This is a genomic window from Pseudomonas sp. CGJS7, from assembly GCF_036961695.1.
Genome location: NZ_JBAMDI010000103.1, coordinates 23,427 through 39,930 on the forward strand (window position 1 = coordinate 23,427; position 16,504 = coordinate 39,930).

Annotated in this window: 11 protein-coding genes; 7 read left to right on the forward strand and 4 right to left on the reverse strand. The window is 68.0% G+C overall.

Annotated features, from left to right (window positions below):
* Nucleotides 1–103 precede the first annotated feature (103 nt).
* The 5 genes from V7787_RS39340 (at nucleotide 104) to ppx (ending at nucleotide 8,028) form a co-directional block, all read left to right on the forward strand.
* Nucleotides 104–1,741, forward strand: coding sequence for a M48 family metalloprotease (locus V7787_RS39340; RefSeq protein WP_336093026.1), 1,638 nt, complete (start codon nucleotides 104–106; stop codon nucleotides 1,739–1,741).
* Between the two features lie 520 nt (nucleotides 1,742–2,261).
* Nucleotides 2,262–2,969, forward strand: a complete 708-nt coding sequence (phoB, locus tag V7787_RS39345; RefSeq protein WP_057942314.1) for a phosphate regulon transcriptional regulator PhoB — start codon at nucleotides 2,262–2,264, stop codon at nucleotides 2,967–2,969.
* 9 nt (nucleotides 2,970–2,978) lie between these two features.
* The gene (gene phoR / locus V7787_RS39350) at nucleotides 2,979–4,373 is read left to right on the forward strand and encodes a phosphate regulon sensor histidine kinase PhoR (RefSeq protein ID WP_336093029.1); all 1,395 of its coding nucleotides are present in this window, start codon (nucleotides 2,979–2,981) and stop codon (nucleotides 4,371–4,373) included.
* A gap of 25 nt (nucleotides 4,374–4,398) precedes the next feature.
* A complete protein-coding gene (gene ppk1 / locus V7787_RS39355; RefSeq protein ID WP_336093030.1) occupies nucleotides 4,399–6,483 on the forward strand; it encodes a polyphosphate kinase 1 in 2,085 nt (694 codons plus the stop codon).
* A gap of 15 nt (nucleotides 6,484–6,498) precedes the next feature.
* On the forward strand, nucleotides 6,499–8,028 hold the full coding sequence (gene ppx, locus V7787_RS39360; RefSeq protein ID WP_336093032.1) for an exopolyphosphatase: 1,530 nt from the start codon (nucleotides 6,499–6,501) through the stop codon (nucleotides 8,026–8,028).
* A gap of 404 nt (nucleotides 8,029–8,432) precedes the next feature.
* Here the strand turns inward: ppx and V7787_RS39365 are convergent, their stop codons facing one another.
* From V7787_RS39365 to V7787_RS39375, 3 genes are all read right to left on the reverse strand, one after another.
* Nucleotides 8,433–10,139: an AMP-binding protein gene (locus V7787_RS39365; protein ID WP_336093034.1), complete on the reverse strand. Its 1,707-nt coding sequence runs from the start codon at nucleotides 10,137–10,139 to the stop codon at nucleotides 8,433–8,435.
* A 70-nt stretch (nucleotides 10,140–10,209) separates the two neighbouring features.
* Entirely contained in the window at nucleotides 10,210–12,129 is a 1,920-nt protein-coding gene (gene mdoH, locus V7787_RS39370) for a glucans biosynthesis glucosyltransferase MdoH (RefSeq protein ID WP_336093035.1), read from the reverse strand.
* Complete coding sequence (locus V7787_RS39375; protein WP_336093036.1) at nucleotides 12,126–13,646, reverse strand: glucan biosynthesis protein; 1,521 nt, start codon at nucleotides 13,644–13,646, stop codon at nucleotides 12,126–12,128. The genes mdoH and V7787_RS39375 overlap by 4 nt, the downstream gene beginning before the upstream one ends.
* Nucleotides 13,647–13,895: 249 nt before the next feature.
* Here V7787_RS39375 and V7787_RS39380 point away from each other — a divergent pair, with 249 nt between their 5' ends.
* Nucleotides 13,896–15,077, forward strand: coding sequence for a glycosyltransferase family 4 protein (locus V7787_RS39380; protein WP_336093037.1), 1,182 nt, complete (start codon nucleotides 13,896–13,898; stop codon nucleotides 15,075–15,077).
* Nucleotides 15,074–15,625, forward strand: coding sequence for a phosphatase PAP2 family protein (locus V7787_RS39385; protein ID WP_336093039.1), 552 nt, complete (start codon nucleotides 15,074–15,076; stop codon nucleotides 15,623–15,625). Before V7787_RS39380 ends, V7787_RS39385 begins: the two co-directional genes overlap by 4 nt.
* Nucleotides 15,626–15,708: 83 nt before the next feature.
* On the opposite strand, the gene V7787_RS39390 is transcribed toward V7787_RS39385, so the two are convergent.
* A partial coding sequence (locus V7787_RS39390) for a carbon-nitrogen hydrolase family protein (protein WP_336093041.1) occupies nucleotides 15,709–16,504 on the reverse strand: 796 nt, incomplete at its 5' end.

Consider the following 16,504-nt stretch of genomic DNA (forward strand, 5'->3'; position numbering starts at 1 on the left):
CCCGTTCGCGCCCGCGGCACGTTGCAACCGAACACGCTTCATCCAGGCCGGCGCGTTCCCTGCTCGCCCTCCGCATCGCCCGTTCGACCCGAGGAATCACCGCTTGCGCCGCATCGCCCTGCTCACCGCCGCCGTCACCTTCGCCCTCGGCAGCGCCTGCGCGCAGGCGCAGGAAAACAAGCTGCCCGATATCGGCTCTTCGGCGGCGGAATTGCTCACGCCGGCCAAACAGCGCGAGTACGGCTCGATGATGCTGGCGCAGTTGCGCCACTACGACTATCTGCTGGAAGACCCGCTGATCGACAGTTGGCTCGACACCCTGGGCACGCGCCTGGCCGCCAACAGCGACAAGCCGCGCCAGCCTTTCACCTTCTTCATGCTGCGCGAGCGCCAGATCAACGCCTTCGCCACCCTCGGCGGCTACATCGGCGTCAACTCCGGGCTGGTGCTCACCGCCGAAAAGGAAGACGAGGTCGCCGCGGTGATCTCGCACGAAATCGCCCACGTCACCCAGCAGCACGTGCTGCGCGGGGTGGAACGCGCGCAGCGCGATCAGTTGCCGATCCTGTTGGCGATGCTCGGCGCGATCGTCGCCGCGCAAGGCGCCGGCGGCAATTCCAGCGACGACGCGACCATGGCCGCGATCACCTCCGGCCTGGGCCTGATGCAGCAGCGCCAGATCAACTACACCCGCTCCAACGAATCCGAAGCCGACCGGATCGGCATCCAGACTCTGTCGCGCAGCAACTACGACACCACCGCGATGGCCGATTTCTTCCAGCGCATGCAGGTGGTTTCGCGCAGCAACGCGGCCAATTGGTACGGCGAAACGCCGGACTATCTGATGACCCATCCGGTCACCACCACCCGCATCAGCGAAGCCAAAGAGCGCGCCGAACAACTGGCCAACAAGAACAGCGTCACCGCGGTCACCTCCACCCCTAACGCGACCCGGGTCGAGCGCATTCCCAAGGCGCCGTTCACCCTGCCGCCGAGCGCGGCCGGCACCGACAACCCGTTGCTGCCCAGCGGCCTGAAGCTCAACGATCAGGCGCTCAGTTCCGGCGGCACCGGCGTGTTCGAGTTCGCCCGCGAGCGGGTCCGGGTGCTCAGCGCCAACTCGCCGCGCGAGGCGGTGCGCGAATACGAAAAGATGAGCGGCGACAGCGACGCCCAGCGGTACGGCCTGGCCTTGGCGCGGCTGCGCGCGAATCAGTCCGGCGCGGCCATCGCCAGCCTGACCGAACTGCTGCAGAAGCATCCCGGCCAGTTGTGGCTGAGCCTGGCGCTGGGCGAAGCCGAAGCCCAGGCCGGCAAGACCGCCGCCGCCGACAGCCGCTTCGAGGCCCTGCTGCGCCAGACCCCGAACAACCGCGCCATCGCCTTGACTTACGCCAAGGTGCTGACCGACCGCAACACCGCCGCCGCCGGCCAGCGCGCGCAGGCGATCCTGCGGCCGCTGTTCGGCGCGTTCAGCGACGATCCGCTGCTGCAGCAGACCTTCGCCCGCGCCTGTGAGATCGCTGGCGATTCGATCCGCGCGGGTGAGGCGTATGCGGAAGCCGCGTATCTGCGCGGGCGGCCGGAGCAGGCGCTGGTTCAGCTCAATACGCTCAAGCGCAAGCCGGACTTGGATTACTACGCCCGGGCGCGGATCGAGGCTCGGATCGCGGCGATTACGCCGACGGTGTTGGAGCTGAAGCGGCAAGGGGTGCGGGATGAGGATTTGAAGCGGCAGTAGGCTGCCGGGCAAATCCCCCTGCGCCGCCGGGTTCGTCTGCAGCCACCCTGCGCAAGGCGCCCGCCCCCTTTTGCAAAGGGGGCGACATTTCACGCGCCACGCCTCCCACCCGAAGCATTCCCCCCTTTGAAAAAGGGGGGCCAGGGGGGATTTGCTCTTGCCCGTCCCGACACCAATCTGTCGCAACCGAGCCCCGCCCGTTTTCGAACTTGGCAAATTTTGGCGGTATCGCCACCCCACCGCCGCAAACCCGCGCAGCCACCGGCACCCCACTGCCATCGGCATGTAACCTCCCCGCCAAACTCAGCCAGCGCCGATAAGGCAGCCAACGGCGGCGAAAACGCGCCCAACCCCGGCAGAACCCCGCCACAGCTGGCGGCGTACGGATGTGCCGCGACACTGGCGCGACATCACAAAGCCGATCATGCCGCCCGTCCTATGTCATGGAGTAGTCACAAAACGGTAGTGTACTGGCGCGGTTTCAAGGACGAACCCTTTCCGCCTCCCCCTCGGTGACCGTGTGCAGAAGCGCATCCTGATTGTTGAAGACGAGCCCGCCATCCGCGACATGGTGTCCTTCGCCCTGCGCAAGGGCGAATACGACCCGGTCCACGCCGGCGATGCCCGCGAGGCCCAGGCCGCCATCGCCGACCGCGTGCCGGACCTGATCCTGCTCGACTGGATGCTCCCGGGCACCAGCGGCCTGGAACTGGCCCGGCGCTGGCGCAAGGAATCGCTGACCCGCGAGATTCCGATCATCATGCTGACCGCGCGCGGCGAAGAGAACGACCGCGTCGGCGGCCTGGAAGCCGGCGTGGACGACTACGTGGTCAAGCCGTTCTCGGCGCGCGAACTGCTGGCGCGGATCCGCGCCGTGCTGCGCCGCTCGCGCGAGGACGACGAAGACGGCAGCGTCGGCGTCGGCCCGCTGCGCATCGACGGCGCCGCCCACCGCGTCTTCGCACAAGGCGAAGGCGGCGACCAGCCGGTCCAGATCGGCCCGACCGAATACCGCCTGCTGCACTTCTTCATGACCCACCCCGAACGCGTCTACTCGCGCACCCAGTTGCTCGATCACGTCTGGGGCGGCAGCGTCTACGTCGAAGAACGCACCGTCGACGTGCACATCCGCCGCCTGCGCAAGACCCTGGAACCGCACCGTCTGGACGGCATGGTCCAGACCGTGCGCGGCGCGGGCTATCGTTTTTCTGCCTCACTCGCCGCGTAAGCTGGGGGTATGCCGCCCCGCGCACGCTCCGCCTGGTTCCGCACCCTCGGTCAGCTGGCCCTGATCCTGGTCGGCGCGGCCGTGCTCGGGGTTCTGGTCGGCTATCCCTGGCCGATCGTCACCGTCGCCGCGCTCGGCGTGGTCGCCTGGCATTACTGGCGGCTGCGGCGGGTGCTGATCCGGCTGACCGCGCGCCAGCGCCTGACCCCGCCGCTGGGCGAAGGCATCTGGAACGAACTCGACCGGCTGCTGCACCGCAGCCAGGCCGAAATGCGCGGGCGCAAGCGCCGGCTGATCGAAATGCTGCGCGCCTACCGCGCCGCCGCGGCGGCGATGCCCGACGCGATCGTGGTGGTCGAACGCAACAGCCAGCGCATCCAGTGGTTCAACGAAGCCGCCACCGGCCTGTTCGGCCTGCGCTATCCGCGCGACATCGGCGCGCCGGTGGTGCAGCGCCTGCAGCCGTTGCAGCTGTCGCATTGGCTGGCGTCGGGCCGCAACGCCGAACCGCTGGAAGCGGCCTCGCCGTGGAATCCGGCGATCACCCTGAGCCTGCGCCTGATCCCGTATTCGGAAAACCTGTGGCTGCTGGTCGCGCGCGACGTCAGCCGCCTGCTCCAGCTCGAACAAATGCGCCGCGACTTCGTCGCCAACGTCTCGCACGAACTGCGCACGCCGCTGACCGTGGTCCACGGCTACCTGGACATGCTCGATCCGGAAGAACATCCGGACTGGGCGCCGATGCTGGCCGAGATGCAGCGCCAATCCCAGCGCATGACCCAGCTGGTCGAAGACCTGCTGACCCTGTCGCGGCTGGAATCGCAGGACAGTCTGCCGGCGGAAGAAACCGTGTCGATGTCCTCGATGCTGGCCACGCTCAAGCGCGAAGCCAACGCCTTGAGCCAGGGCCGCCACGAAATCGCCATGGACGATCTGGCCGGCGTGGACCTGTTCGGTTCCAACAAGGAACTGCACAGCGCGTTCTCCAATCTGGTCGGCAACGCGATCCGCTACACCCCGGCCGGCGGCACCATCCGCATCCGTTTCCGCCCGGAAAGCAGCGGCATCGCCCGCGGCGTGGTGCTGGAAGTGGTCGACAGCGGCTACGGCATTCCGGCCGCGCACCTGCCGCGGATCACCGAGCGTTTCTATCGCGTGTCCACCAGCCGCTCGCGCGAAAGCGGCGGCACCGGGCTGGGCCTGTCGATCGTCAAACACGTGCTGCATCTGCACGGCGCGCGCCTGGAAATCGCCAGCGAAGTCGGCCGCGGCAGCACCTTCGCCTGCCACTTCAATACCGACCGCATGCGCCGCCGCGACGCGTACAACGAATCGCTCGATGCCCTGGACGATACGCCGCATCACGCCGAGGCAGGGCAAGATTTGCAACACTCATCCGATTGACCACCAGGATCGAAGCAGCAGCGCCATGAATGCGATGACGGAAACCTCGCTCGACACCGATCCGCTGCGCGACAGCGCGCTGTACTTCAACCGCGAGCTCTCGCAACTCGACTTCAACTTCCGGGTGCTGGCGCAGGCCCAGGACCCGCAGGTGCCGCTGCTGGAGCGGTTGAAGTACCTGTGCATCTCCTGCACCAACCTCGACGAATTCTTCGAGATCCGCGCCGGCACCCTGCGCCACGCCCAGGATCTGGGCCTGGCGCCCGGCCCCGACGGGCTGGCCCCGCAGACGGTGCTCTCGCGCATCCACGACCGCGCCGCCGAACTGGTCAAGGCGCAGTACGAATGCTGGAACGACGTGCTGCGCCCGGCGCTGCAGGATTCGGGCGTGCGCGTGCTCGGCCGCAACTCCTGGAACGCGCGCCAGACCCGCTGGCTGCGCGCGTACTTCCGCGACGAAATCATGCCGGTGCTGTCGCCGCTCGGCCTCGATCCCGCGCACCCGTTCCCGAAGATCCTCAACAAGTCGCTCAACATCGTGGTCGTGCTCAAGGGCAAGGACGCGTTCGGCCGCGCCGGCAATCTGGCGATCGTGCGCGCGCCGCGCTCGTTGCCGCGGATCATCCAGATGCCGGAGAACGTCTCCGGCGGCAAGCACGACTTCGTGTTCCTGTCCTCGGTGCTGTCGACCTTCGTCGACGAACTGTTCCCGGGCATGGAGGTCAAGGGCGCCTACCAGTTCCGGGTGACCCGCAACTCCGAGCTGCTGGTGGACGAGGAAGAAGTCGACAACATCGCCCTGGCCTTGCGCGATGAGCTGATCGGGCGCGGTTATCTGCGCGCGGTGCGGCTGGAAATCGCCGAGCAATGCCCCAAGCCGATCGTGCGCACGCTGCTGGAGAATTTCGACCTGCCCGAGAACGCGGTTTACCGCATCAACGGGCCGGTCAATCTCAACCGCGTGATCCAGGTCTACGATCTGGTCCAGCGCCCCGAGCTCAAGTTCCCGCCGTACTCGCAACGCGTGGCGCCCGGCATCGACAGCCTGTTCGATACCGTCGCCGACGGCGACATGCTGCTGCACCACCCCTTCGATTCGTTCGCGCCGGTGCTGGAACTGCTGCGTCAGGCCGCCGAAGACCCGAACGTGCTGGCGATCAAGCAGACCCTGTACCGCGCCGGCAAGGATTCGCCGATCGTCGAGCAACTGGTCCAGGCCGCGCGCAACGGCAAGGACGTGACGGTGGTGGTCGAGCTGCGCGCGCGCTTCGACGAAGAAGCCAACCTGGGCCTGGCCGACCGTTTGCAGGAGGCCGGCGTGCAGGTGGTGTACGGCGTGGTCGGCTACAAGACCCACGCCAAGATGCTGCTGATCGTGCGCCGCGAGGGCCGCAAGCTCAAACGCTACGTCCACCTGGGCACCGGCAACTATCACAGCGGCACCGCGCGCGCCTACACCGACTTCGGCCTGATCACCGCCGATCCGGACATCGGCAACGACGTGCACCTGATCTTCCAGCAACTCTCGGGCCTGGCGCCGTCGCTCAAGCTCAAGTGCCTGCTGCAATCGCCGTTCACCCTGCATGCCGGCGTGCTCAAGCGCATCGACCGCGAAACCAAGCATGCGCGCGCCGGCAAACCCGCGCGCATCGTGGCCAAGATGAACGCACTGAACGAGCCGCAGGTGATCCGCGCGCTGTATCAGGCCTCGCAAGCCGGGGTGCAGATCGATCTGATCGTGCGCGGCGCCTGCACCTTGCGTCCGGGCGTGCCGGGCGTGTCCGACAACATCCGCGTGCGCTCCATCGTCGGCCGTTTCCTGGAGCATCACCGGGTCTATTGGTTCGCCAACGACGGCGCGCCGGACCTGTTCTGTTCCAGCGCCGACTGGCTGGAACGCAACCTGCTGCGGCGCGTGGAGACCGGCTTCCCGATCCTGGATTCGGACCTGCGCGGCCGCGTCTTTGAGGAAGCCCTGGCCAATTATCTGGCCGACAACCTCAATTCCTGGGAGCTGCAAGCCGACGGAGACTACCTGCGGGTGACCCCGGCCGAGGGCGCGATGCCGCACTCGGCCCAGTCCACGCTGTTGGCCAAATTGTGCGGATGACCCAAACTTCCGCGCATGAATAATATTTTCCCGACCACCCGCCTGCCGCTCCAGGACGGCGACCTGCTCGCCGCGGTCGACCTGGGCTCGAACAGTTTCCACATGGTGGTCGCGCGCTACGTGCTGGGCCAGTTGCGCACGGTGGACCGCCTGCGCGAGACCGTGCGCATGGCCGAGGGCCTGGACCGCAAGGGCGGGCTCGCGCCGGAAGTGCGTCAGCGCGCGCTGGAATGCCTGTCGCGCTTCGGCCAGCGCATCCGCGACGTGCCGCCGCAGCGGGTCCGCGCCATCGCCACCAACACCGTGCGCCGGCTGGCCGCGCCGCAGGGCTTTCTGATGCCGGCCGAGTCGGCGCTGGGCCACGCCATCGAAGTGGTGTCCGGCCGCGAAGAAGCGCGCCTGATCTACCTGGGCGTCGCCCACGCGCAGCCGTCCAAGCCGGGCGAGCGGCGTCTGGTGATCGACATCGGCGGCGGCTCCACCGAATGCATCATCGGCTCGGCGTTCGAGGCGATCGAGCGCGAAAGCCTGCAGGTCGGCTGCATCGCCAGCACCCGCCGGTTCTTCGAGAACGGCAAGCTGTCGAAGAAGAAATGGCGCGATGCGCTGACCGAGGTCTCGGCCGAATTCCAGCAATTCGCCGGCACCTACCGTTCGCTGGGCTGGCACGAGGCACTGGGCTCCTCGGGCACCAACAAGGCCATCGGCGAGATCTGCGCGGCGATGAAGCTGACCAAGGGCGCAGTCACCGCCGAGGCCCTGCCGCATCTGCGCGACAAATTGCTCCAGGCCGACCGCATCGACGCGATCGACCTGCCCGGCCTGTCGGCCGACCGCCGCCCGGTGATCGCCGGCGGCATCCTGATTCTGGAAGCCGCCTTCAACGTGCTGGGCCTGCAACGCATGGCCATCAGCAAGGCGGCGATGCGCGAGGGCGTGCTGTACGACATGCTCGGCCGCGGCGGCGCCGACGATCCGCGCGATGCGGCGGTGCGCGCGCTGGTCAAGCGCTACGGCATCGACGAACAGCAATCGGCGCGGGTGGAAGCGACCATGCTGCGGTTGTTCGACCAAGTGGCCAAGAACTGGCAGCTCGACGCCGACGACCGGCTGATGCTGATCCGCGCCGCGCGTCTGCACGAGCTCGGCCTGGTGATCGCGCACAGCCAATACCACGTGCACAGCTCCTACGTGATCGAGAACTCGGACATTTCCGGCTTCTCGCGCCAGCAGCAGCAATTCCTGGCCGCGCTGGTGCGCACCCATCGCCGCGGCATTTCCAAGAACGCCTTCGAGGCCCTGCCCGACCGTTTGCTCGCCGCGGTCCGGCGCAGCTCGGCGCTGCTGCGCCTGGCGGTGCTGCTGCACCGCGCGCACGAGTCCGATCCGATCCCGCAACTGGACGCGCACGCCGACGGCAACACCCTCACCCTCACCGTGTCCAAGCGTTGGCTGGAATCGCGGCCGCTGGTGCGCGCGGATCTGGAGGGCGAGCCGCAGGATATGGCGGGGCTGGGGATTTCGTTGAAGTTGTTGGCGGCTTGAGTGGGGCGTATCGGCGGTCGCGCCGGTGCGGGGCTGTCGATTCGGTGCAAATCACTGAAACGCCACCTGTCAGAACGCAACCCTCCAGAACGTCATTCCCGCGAAGGCGGGCTCCGCTTTACTTCGGCGAAGCCGAACATCCAGGGCCTTTCGGGCGAGAACGTTTGAAGTCGCTGGATTCCCGCGTTCGCGGGAATGACGCTCTGGAGAGATGGCGCTGAAGCCTCTGGATTCCCGCATTCGCGGGAATGACGATCTGGAAAGATCGCGCTGAAGTCTCTGGATTCCCACATTCGCGGGAATGACGGCTTGGTGGGATCGCGCTGAGGCCGCGGGATGTTCGGTTCCACCGAAGTAAAACCGAGCGCGCCTTCGCGGGAACGAGATCCGCAAGTGCGCGCAGCTCAAGCCCCTGCGCGCACCGCCAACAACTCGACCATCCTCTCCCGCATCAAAAACTTCTGCGGCTTGCCGCTGATCGTCATCGGCATCGCCTCGACGAACTCGATGTAACGCGGAACCTTGTACTGGGCGATGCGCCCTTGGCAGAACCCGCGCACGCCGTCGGCATCGAGCGCGGCGCCTTCGGCCACCCGGATCCACGCGCACACTTCCTCGCCGAACTTGGCGTCGGGCACGCCGAACACCTGTACGTCGGCGATCGCCGGATGGGTGTAGAGGAACTCCTCGACTTCGCGCGGATACACGTTCTCGCCGCCGCGGATCAGCATGTCCTTCAGGCGTCCGACGATATGGCAATAACCGTCGGCGTCGACGACGGCCTGGTCGCCGGTGTGCATCCAGCCCTCGGCGTCGATCGCCTCGGCGGTGCGCTTGGGGTCGCCCCAATAGCCTTGCATCACCGAATAGCCGCGGGTCAGCAGCTCGCCGATCTCGCCGCGCGGTACGGTGGCGCCGCGTTCGTCGACGATGCGCACTTCCACATGCGGATGCACCCGCCCGACCGAATCCACCCGCCGCGCCAGCGGGTCTTCCGGGACGGTCTGAAAACTGACCGGACTGGTCTCGGTCATGCCGTAGGCGATGGTCACCTGCTCCATGTGCATGCGCCCGACCACCTGCTTCATCACTTCGATCGGGCAGTTGGAACCGGCCATGATCCCGGTGCGCAGGCTGGACAGATCGAAGCGGGCGAACTCGGGATGTTCCAGTTCGCCGATGAACATCGTCGGCACGCCGTGCAGGCCGGTGCAGCGCTCCGCGGCCACGGTGCTCAGCGTGACCAGCGGATCGAAGCCTTCGCCGGGAATCACCATGCACGCGCCATGGGTGACGCAGGCCATATTGCCCAGGACCATGCCGAAGCAGTGATAGAACGGCACCGGAATGCACAGCCGGTCGCGTTCGCTCAGGCGCATCGCCTCGCCGACGAAGAAGCCGTTGTTGACGATGTTGCGATGAGTCAGGGTCGCGCCCTTGGGCGCGCCGGTGGTGCCGGAGGTGAACTGGATGTTGACCGCATCGCTGGCCGACAAGCTTGCCGCCACTTCACCCAGCAGTGCGTGCGCGTCGGCGTCGTCGCAGGCGGCGATGGCGTCGAAGGCGTGCGCGCCGGCCGGCGGCTCGCCCGCACCCATCGTCAGCACGTGGCGCAGATCGGGCAGACGCCGCGCGCGCAGCAGGCCGGGCGGATGCTGGCCCAGCTCCGGCGCCAGTTCGCGCAGCATGTCCAGGTACAGCGAGGTCTTGAACGAAGGCACGATCGCCAAGGCCCGGCATCCGACCAGGTTCAAAGCGTATTCCAGCTCATGAGTGCGGTAAGCCGGATTGATGTTGACCAGGATCAGGCCGGCGCGGGCGCTGGCGAATTGCAGCAGCACCCATTCGACCCGATTGAGCGACCACACCCCGATGCGGTCGCCCGGCGCCAGGCCGAGCTTGAGCAAGCCCGCGCCAAGACGATCGACCGCGGCATCGAACTGGCGCCAGTTCATGCGCACGCCCTGCGGCGGCACCACCAGCGCTTCGCGCTCGGGCCAGGCCGCGGCGATGCGCGAAAGCATCGCGCCGATGGTTTCTTCCAGCAGCGGCGGCGCGGTGGCGCCGACGACGTGGCTCAGCGCGGGATCGGGGGCGGCGGCATCGTTCATGCCCCCAGCATAGCCGCGCGCGGCGCGGTTACGCAGCCGCGCGGCGCCCTCGCCGTGCGCGGAGCGTGACTCAGTGCAAGGACCGCTGCGCGGCTTCGGCGCGCAGCTGCTTGGCCCGCACCAGCACCGGCGGCGGGGTGATTTCCTCGGGGATCCGGAAGATGCCGATCTTGCGCAACCACTGCCCCGGCGCCTTGGCCGAGGTGAAGGCGACCACCGGAATCGAGATCACCAGGCCCAGGATCACCGGCGACATCCACGCCGCCAGCGGCGGCGAGATCGCGTAGGCCATCGCGCCGATCAACACACCGAACAAGGTCAACCCGCCATAGCTGCGGATCAGCCCGGACAACGGCAGGCTGCCGTCGTCGCGGCGCTGCGATTCCCAGCCCGAGTCCTTGCCCGCCAACACTTCGGCCACCCCGCGCGATTGCACGTACATGGTGATCGGCGCCATCAGCGCCGCCAGCACGGTTTCGAAAATCATGCTGAAGAACGCGCGGATCGCACCGCCGCAGCCGCGCCGGGTCTCGCGGTCGGTCAGCATCGCCAGGAACGCCATGAACTTCGGCGCCAGCAGCACCGCCATGGTGGCGATGAACACCCACAGCACCCGGTCGGGGTCCTGGTCGCGCCAGTACGCGCTGGGCGAGAAACCCGGCAGGCGCACGCTCTGCCACTTGAAGTAATCGACCCGGTCCAGCGGAATGATCAGCCCCACCAGCATCAACATCGCCCACATCGGCGCGGTGAAGTAATGGCCGATGCCCATGGCCATGTGCATGCGGCTGATCCAGTGCAGACCCTTGGCCGAAACCACCGCGCCGTGTTGCAGATTGCCCTGGCACCAGCGGCGGTCGCGCACCAGCATGTCGGTGAGCGAGGGCGGGCCTTCCTCATAGCTGCCGACCAGTCCCGGCACCATGTGCAGGGCCCAGCCGCCGCGGCGCATGAAGGCCGCTTCGACGAAATCGTGGCTCAGCACGGTGCCGCCGAACGGCTTGTAGCCGCGCAGTTCCGGCAGGCCGGCGTGATCGGCGAAGGCCTGGGTGCGGATGATCGCGTTGTGGCCCCAATAGTTGCTTTCCGCGCCGTGCCACCAGGCGATGCCGTAGGCGATCACCGGCCCGTACACGCGCCCGGCGAACTGCTGCATGCGCGCGAAGAGGGTCTGGCCGTTGACGATCATCGGCAAGGTCTGGATCAGGCCGACGTCGGCGTTGCGTTCCATCGTGCCGGCCAACTTCACGATCACCTCGCCGGTCATCAGGCTGTCGGCATCGAGAATCAGCATCTGCGGGTAGGCCCCGCCGAAGCGCCGCACCCATTCGGAGATGTTGCCGGCCTTGCGTTCGGCGTTGTTCTTGCGGCGACGGTAGAAAATCCGGCCATGCCCGCCGGTGCGTTCGCGCAGCGACTGGAACGCGCGGATCTCGGCCTGGCGAACCGGTTCCTTGGTGGTGTCGCTGAGGATGAAGAAATCGAACTTGTCGATCTGCCCGGTCGCGTCGACCGACTCGTAGATCGCCTGCAGACCGGCCATCAGCCGCTCGGGGTCTTCGTTGTAGGTCGGCATCAACAACGCGGTGCGCTGGCCCAGCTCGGGCAGCTCGCCGCCCTGCTTGAGACCGAAGCGCCAGCGCCGCCGCGACAGGATCAGCAGGAAACCCGCGAACGAGCTGGCGAAGGCCAGCGCGATCCAGGCGAACAAGGGCACGAACAACACCAGCAGCACCGCTTCCAGCAGGCTCAGGCCGCCGACGTAGAGCACGCGCAGGATGTGGTACGCCGCGGTCAGGGTCAGCAGCGCGGCGCCGCCGATCACGTAGAAGCGGCGCCAGCCCATCGCGGTGGGCGCGCTGGGCAGCCGGCCTTTGGGACGTTCGCCGACCTTCAGCGATTGCACCGGCATCGCCATCGGCGATTCCGGCGGCAACGCCTCATAGGGCACGGACGCGGCGGGTTTCGGGGGAGCGGCAGTTGCGTTCATTCGGTCCAACGATAAAGCCAAGTTTCGGAAAGAGGGCCGTCGCCGTCCTCGAGTACTGCGCGAAGTTCGACGGCGCGCGCATCGCCGGGCCGCAATTCGAACGATAACCGCCAGCCGCCGGTGCCCGGATTGGGGTGGGCCACGGCGTTGGCGACTTGCCCCGCCGACGCCCACACCACCGCGCGCGGCTGCGCTTGCTTGGGCAGCGCGCCCAGGCCACCGCCTTCCAGGTCGATCACCACCAGCCGCGCGCCGTCGCCGCCGGCGCCGATGCGGGTGCGCGCCACCGTCGCCAGCGCGGCGCGCCAGCTGTGCTTGGCGCACCAGTGCAGACGGTAATCGAAACGGTGCTCGCGGCCGGGCGCCAACGCTGCGCGCGGACGCCAGAACGCGACGATGTTGTCGTTGTATTCGTCCCGGGTCGGGATCTCGAGCAGATGCACCGCGCCCTCGCCCCAATCGCCGATCGGCTCGACCCAGGCGCTGGGGCGGCGTTCGTAGTGCGCTTCGCTGTCGGCGTAATCGGCGAAGGCGCGCTTGCGCTGCATCAGGCCGAACGCGCGCGGAGTGCGATCCTGGAACGCGCTTTCCTGCAGCGCGGCGGGGTTGTTGAGCGGACGCCAGAGTTGTTCGCCGGCGCCGTTGTGCACGGCCAGGCCATCGGAGTCGTGCACCGCCGGACGGAAGTCGTCGATGCCGACCCGGTCGGTGGCGTCGAAGTGGTACATGCTGGTCAGCGGCGCGATGCCGGCGCGCGGCAAGCTCACCCGCGGGTACAGGCGCAACTGGGTGTCGAACACCGTTTCGCTGCCCGGGGTGATCGCGAAACGCACCGCGCCGGCCACGCTGGGGCTGTCGAACAAGGCATGCACCACGATCCGCTTCGCGCCGGCCGCCGGGCGTTCGATCCAGAACCCGGTGAACGCCGGAAATTCTTCATCGCCTGCGGCGCCGGTGTTCAACGCCAGCGCGCGCGCCGACAGCCCGTACAGCAGATCCTTGGCGACCGCGCGGAAATAACTCGCGCCCAGGAACGCGCAGACCTCATCGAAGTAATCGGCGCGGTTGATCGGCGCGTGCACGCGAAAACCGGCGAAGCCCAGATCGTTCTGCGCCGGCCGCGGCGCCTTGCCGAAGCTGAACATGCTAGGCGCGTACACCACCGGCGTGGCGACGCCGCCATCGACCACGTGCATGTCTACCCGCTGCTTGAACAAGAACGCGCGGTGGAAGAACTGCAATTGAAACGGCAAGCGCTCGGACTTCCACAGCGCCTGGGCCGGATCGAAACGGATGTCGCGCCAGGTGTCGTACTTGATCCGGGCCAGGGCCTCGGGCAGATCCGCGTTGGCCGGCCGATACGGCTTGGCCGCCAGCGCCCGCGCCATCGCCGGCACGGTGTCGGCGCCGAACGCCGATCCCGCCGCGGCGGCCGACGCCCACCCGGACCAGGCGCCGCCGATGGCCGCCGTGGCCAACGGCAGGCTCATGGCCTTGAGGAGTTCGCGTCGCTGCAAGCGCATACCTTCGAATCGGATAAACCGGGCGATTGTAGGGATCGGCTTGTTAACACTCCGGAACATGCGGGCAGCGCGACGCTATTGACTCGCAAGCGTTGACGCGATTTTCACCGCGAATACGTGACCGGAGCCAATGAAAACGATTACCCACCCCGACCCACGGCGGCCGCGTCATGCCCGCGTAACCCGACCGCAACGCCCGGGACACGCCGCAAGCCCACGATTGCGCAAACCCGGAGCCGCGCCATGCGCTACGCGATCGTCACCGAGACCTATCCGCCGGAAATCAACGGCGTCGCCCTGACCGTGCAAGGTCTGGAGCAGGGTCTGCGCGCCCGCGGTCATCAGGTCGGCCTGGTCCGCCCGCGCCAGGACCAGGACCCGGCCCAGGCCGCCGCGCACGAACTGCTGGTGCGCGGCCTGCCGCTGCCGCGCTATCCCGGCCTGCGCTTCGGCCTGCCCTGCGCCGGCCGCCTGCTGGAGGCCTGGAAGCGCGAGACGCCGGACGCGATCTACATCGCCACCGAAGGCCCGCTGGGCGGGTCGGCGCTCAAGGCCGCCCGCCGCCTGGGGATCCCGGCCGCGACCGGCTTCCACACCCGCTTCGACGAATACATGCGCGACTACGGCGCGCCGTTTCTGGTCGGCACCGCGCTGGCCTGGATGCGCCGCTTCCACAACGGCGCCGACGCGACCCTGGTGCCGACCCGCGAACTGGCCGAGTTCCTGCGCGCGCACGGCTTCCACGACGTGGTCCGGCTGCCGCGCGCGGTCGACACCCAGTTGTTCGATCCGCGCCGCCGCAGCGCCGCGCTGCGGCGCGAGTGGGGACTGGACGACGACGGCCTGGCGGCGATTTACGTCGGCCGGATCGCCGCGGAAAAAAATCTCGACCTGGCCGTGCGCGCGTTCCGCGAGTTGCAAAAGCAACGGCCGCAGGCGCGCTTTGTCTGGGTCGGCGACGGGCCGGCGCGGGCCAAGCTGCAACGCGACAATCCGGATTTCATTTTCTGCGGGCTCAAACGCGGCGAGATTTTGGCCGAGCATTTCGCCAGCGGCGATCTGTTCCTGTTCCCCAGCCACAGCGAAACCTTCGGCAACGTGACCCTGGAAGCGATGGCCAGCGGCGTGCCGACGGTGGCGTTCGACTACGGCGCCGCGCACGAGCATCTGCGCGACGGTCTGCACGGCGCGGCCATCGCCGACGGCGACGACGCCGGCTTCATCGCCGCGGCCGCGCGCATCGGCAGTCAGGACCGATTGCGCGCGGACATGTCGCGCGCAGGCCGCGAAGCGATCAGCGGCCTGCGCCCGCAACAGGTCGCGGCCGATTTCGACGCCTTGTTGCATGGCTTGGCCGAGCGCGGCGCGCGCGGCACCCCATTGCGCCTCAACGACGACAGCAAACCCAAGCAGGAGGTCGTATGAACCGGTTGCCCTTGCGCAAACGTCTGATCGCCGGCGAATCGGGTTGGTGCCTGCGCGCCAATCGCCTCGGCGAACGCAGTAGCTCGCGCGCTTACTTCGCCGCGGTCAGCCGGCTCGGCGACGGCGTGTTCTGGTACGCGCTGATGGCGGCGCTGATCGTGGTCGACGGTTACGACGGCTTGCGCGCCTCGGCGCATCTGGCCGCGACCGGGGTGATCGCGCTGGCCTTGTACAAGTTGCTCAAGCGCTGGACCCGGCGGCCGCGCCCGTTCGCCTCCGACCAGCGCATCCACGCCTGGGTCGCACCGCTGGATGAGTTCAGTTTCCCGTCTGGGCACACCTTGCATGCGGTCGCTTTCAGTCTGGTGGCGATGGCGCATTACCCGATGCTGGCCTGGTTGCTGGTGCCGTTCACCGCCAGCGTGGCGGCCTCGCGGGTGGTGCTGGGGCTGCACTACCCCAGCGATGTCGTCGCCGCGACCGCGATCGGCTCGACCCTGGCGGGCGTCTCGCTGTGGCTGGTGCCGGGGGTTTCGTTGTTCTCCTGAGCGCGGCCGCGCGGATCGCGAAAACGGCGGCCGATGGCCGCCGTTTTCGTACCCGCAACCAGATCGGCCGGCGCAACTGAAGTTCAGCCGAAATCCTGCACACGCGCGTTGAGCAAACCCGGCCGCAGCTGTCCCATCCAATCGCGATCGTTGGCCACCTGCGCGCGCGCACGGCTGGCCTCGAGCGCCGCGAAATCCAGGTCCGCATACGCCCACGACTGATTACCGCGGGTCTGCGCCAGCACGCCGTCGGCCGGCAGGCCTACATCCATCGGCGCGTACACCGCCGCCTCGCCGGTATTGACGTCCAACGCCGGACTCCACAGCGCCTCGCCCGCGGTCACCGCCTGGGCGACGAAGCAGCGGTTTTCCAGGGCCCGCGCCAGGCAGCCCACGCGGACCCGGGTGGCGCCGGCCTGGGTGTCGGTGCAACTGGGCGAGATCAGCAAACGCGCGCCGGCCTCGCATTGCGCGCGCACCGGCAGCGGGAATTCGATGTCGTAGCAGATCGCGATGCCGGCGCGATGTTCGCCCAGCGCGAAGGTGGTCAGCGCATCGCCGGCCTCGATCACGCCGGCCTGTTTTTCGAAACCGGTCAGCTGCAATTTGTCCTGCCACAGACGGCCGCCGTCCGGAGCGAAGGCGTAGCTGCGATTGCGGTAGCGGCCGTGGCCCGGGTCGAACAGGAAGCTGCCGGCGACTATGTGCATGCGCAGTTCGCGCGCCAGCAGTCCGAACAACTCCAACCACGCGTCGTGGTACGCCTGGGTGGCGACCAACGACGCGTGCAAATCGCCCTGAGTCGCCGCGCCGAAAGTGGCGCCCAGCTCCAGCGACAAATATTCCGGCAACACCGCCACCTGCGCGCCGGGGGGGGGG